We start from the raw sequence: 3,227 nt of genomic DNA, 5'->3' as shown, positions 1-3,227 counted from the left end.
CGCCCTATCCTCGCAGGCAGTCTCCCACCAACTACTTTCAGCGCTAAGAAGCTTAACTTCTGTGTTCGGCATGGATACAGGTGTATCCTTCTTGCTATCGCCACCACACTGCTTACTCTTAGAAAGAACTTTTCGTCCTCTCAAAACTGGATCCTATCTCATCTGTTATTTTTCCTTGTTTCCATTCACCTTGACCTTTGGTCAAGTCCTCGACCGATTAGTACTAGTCCGCTCCATATATCGCTATACTTCCACTCCTAGCCTATCTACCTCATCATCTCTGAGGGGTCTTACTAACTTATGTTATGGGAAATCTCATCTTGAACGGGGCTTCACACTTAGATGCTTTCAGCGTTTATCCCTTCCATACATAGCTACCCAGCGATGCGCCTGGCGGCACAACTGGTACACCAGCGGTATGTCCATCCCGGTCCTCTCGTACTAAGGACAGCTTTTCTCAAATTTCCTACGCCCGCGACGGATAGGGACCGAACTGTCTCACGACGTTCTGAACCCAGCTCGCGTACCGCTTTAATGGGCGAACAGCCCAACCCTTGGGACCAACTTCAGCCCCAGGATGCGATGAGCCGACATCGAGGTGCCAAACCTCCCCGTCGATGTGGACTCTTGGGGGAGATAAGCCTGTTATCCCCAGGGTAGCTTTTATCCGTTGAGCGATGGCCCTTCCATACGGAACCACCGGATCACTAAGCCCGACTTTCGTCCCTGCTCGACCTGTAAGTCTCGCAGTCAAGCTCCCTTATACCTTTACACTCTGCGAATGATTTCCAACCATTCTGAGGGAACCTTTGGGCGCCTCCGTTACATTTTAGGAGGCGACCGCCCCAGTCAAACTGCCTACCTGACACTGTCTCCCGCCACGTGTGTGGCGCGGGTTAGAGGGTTCATAAAACAAGGGTAGTATCCCACCAATGCCTCTGTGAAAACTAGCGTTCTCACTTCCTAGGCTCCTACCTATCCTGTACATGTTTCACAAACACTCAATATCAAGCTACAGTAAAGCTCCATGGGGTCTTTCCGTCCTGTCGCGGGTAACCCGCATCTTCACGGGTAATATAATTTCACCGAGTCTATCGTTGAGACAGTGCCCAAATCATTACGCCTTTCGTGCGGGTCGGAACTTACCCGACAAGGAATTTCGCTACCTTAGGACCGTTATAGTTACGGCCGCCGTTTACTGGGGCTTCATTTCGTACCTTCGCTTACGCTAAGCACTCCACTTAACCTTCCAGCACCGGGCAGGCGTCAGCCCCTATACGTCATCTTTCGATTTTGCAGAGACCTGTGTTTTTGATAAACAGTTGTTTGGGCCTATTCACTGCGGCTGACCTTGCGGTCAGCACCCCTTCTCCCGAAGTTACGGGGTCATTTTGCCGAGTTCCTTAACGATAGTTCACTCGCTCACCTTAGGATTTTCTCCTCGACTACCTGTGTCGGTTTGCGGTACGGGTGGTTTATTTCTCACTAGAAGCTTTTCTCGGCAGTGTGACATCAGTTGCTTCGCTACTTAAATTTCGCTCCCCATCACAACTTGTCCTTATGAAAATAAGCATTTGACTCATTCTCAGACTTGTTGCTTAGACATGCTTTTCCAGCCGCATGCTCAACTTAGCCTACTGCGTCCCTCCATCGCTCAAACAAAATAAACTAGTGCAGGAATCTCGACCTGCTTGCCATCGATTACGCCTCTCGGCCTCATCTTAGGTCCCGACTAACCCTGGGAGGACGAGCCTTCCCCAGGAAACCTTAGTCATTCGGTGGATCAGATTCTCACTGATCTTTCGCTACTCATACCGGCATTCTCACTTCTAAGCGCTCCACTAGTCCTTACGATCTAGCTTCATTGCCCTTAGAACGCTCTCCTACCACATCACCCCTGAGGGGTGACATCCACAGTTTCGGTATCATACTTAGCCCCGGTACATTTTCGGCGCAGAATCACTCGACTAGTGAGCTATTACGCACTCTTTAAATGGTGGCTGCTTCTGAGCCAACATCCTAGTTGTCTGTGCAATTCCACATCCTTTTCCACTTAGCATGAATTAGGGACCTTAACTGGTGATCTGGGCTGTTTCCCTTTCGACTACGGATCTTATCACTCGCAGTCTGACTCCCGAGGACCGGATCAATGGCATTCGGAGTTTATCTGGATTCAGTAACCCTTGACGGGCCCCTAGTCCAAACAGTGCTCTACCTCCATGATCCTAGCCTCGAGGCTAGCCCTAAAGCTATTTCGGAGAGAACCAGCTATCTCCAAGTTCGTTTGGAATTTCACCGCTACCCACACCTCATCCCCGCATTTTTCAACATACGTGGGTTCGGTCCTCCAGTGCGTTTTACCACACCTTCAACCTGGACATGGGTAGGTCACTTGGTTTCGGGTCTACGTCCTTATACTTAACGCCCTATTCAGACTCGCTTTCGCTATGGCTCCATCTCTTCGATTTAACCTCGCATAAAAACGTAACTCGCCGGTTCATTCTACAAAAGGCACGCCATCACCCATTAACGGGCTCTGACTACTTGTAGGCACATGGTTTCAGGATCTATTTCACTCCCCTCCCGGGGTGCTTTTCACCTTTCCCTCACGGTACTGGTTCACTATCGGTCACTAGAGAGTATTTAGCCTTGGGAGATGGTCCTCCCGGTTTCCGACCGAATTTCACGTGTTCGGCCGTACTCAGGATCCAAGATGGAGAGAAACGGTTTTTGTCTACGAGGCTATCACTCTCTTTAGCTCAGCTTCCCAACTGATTCGACTAACTGTTTCCTTTGTAACTCCGTATATCTTGTCCTACAACCCCAATGAGCAAGCTCATTGGTTTGGGCTCTTTCCCGTTCGCTCGCCGCTACTTAGGAAATCGAATTTTCTTTCTCTTCCTGCAGGTACTGAGATGTTTCAGTTCCCCGCGTCTGCCTTTACTTAGCTATGTATTCACTAAGCAATCATTATCATCTCTGATAATTGGGTTCCCCCATTCGGAAATCTCCGGATCAAAGCTTACTTACAGCTCCCCGAAGCATATCGGTGTTCGTCCCGTCCTTCATCGGCTTCTAGTGCCAAGGCATCCACCATGCGCCCTTTATAACTTGACCATTTGAAAACCTTCGGTTTTCTTGGTTATTTGTTGCTCACAACTTTCGTTGCGCGGTGTTTTTGTTTCTCGGTTAATTACAGATTTAATAGTATCCAGTTTTCAAAGAAC

2 rRNA genes are annotated in these 3,227 nt (G+C 49.2%); both read right to left on the bottom strand.

The annotated features are described in order from the left end of the window. Window positions 1-108 (bottom strand): 5S ribosomal RNA (rrf, locus tag EKM81_RS10840); the annotation flags it as partial. Window positions 109-197: 89 nt separating this feature from the next. Continuing rightward, window positions 198-3,117 (bottom strand): 23S ribosomal RNA (locus EKM81_RS10835). Between the last annotated feature and the right edge of the window lie 110 nt (window positions 3,118-3,227).

The organism is Lapidilactobacillus gannanensis (assembly GCF_003946675.1).
In the GTDB taxonomy this organism is placed as follows: domain Bacteria; phylum Bacillota; class Bacilli; order Lactobacillales; family Lactobacillaceae; genus Lapidilactobacillus; species Lapidilactobacillus gannanensis.
This window is presented reverse-complemented; position numbering and strand designations above follow the sequence as displayed.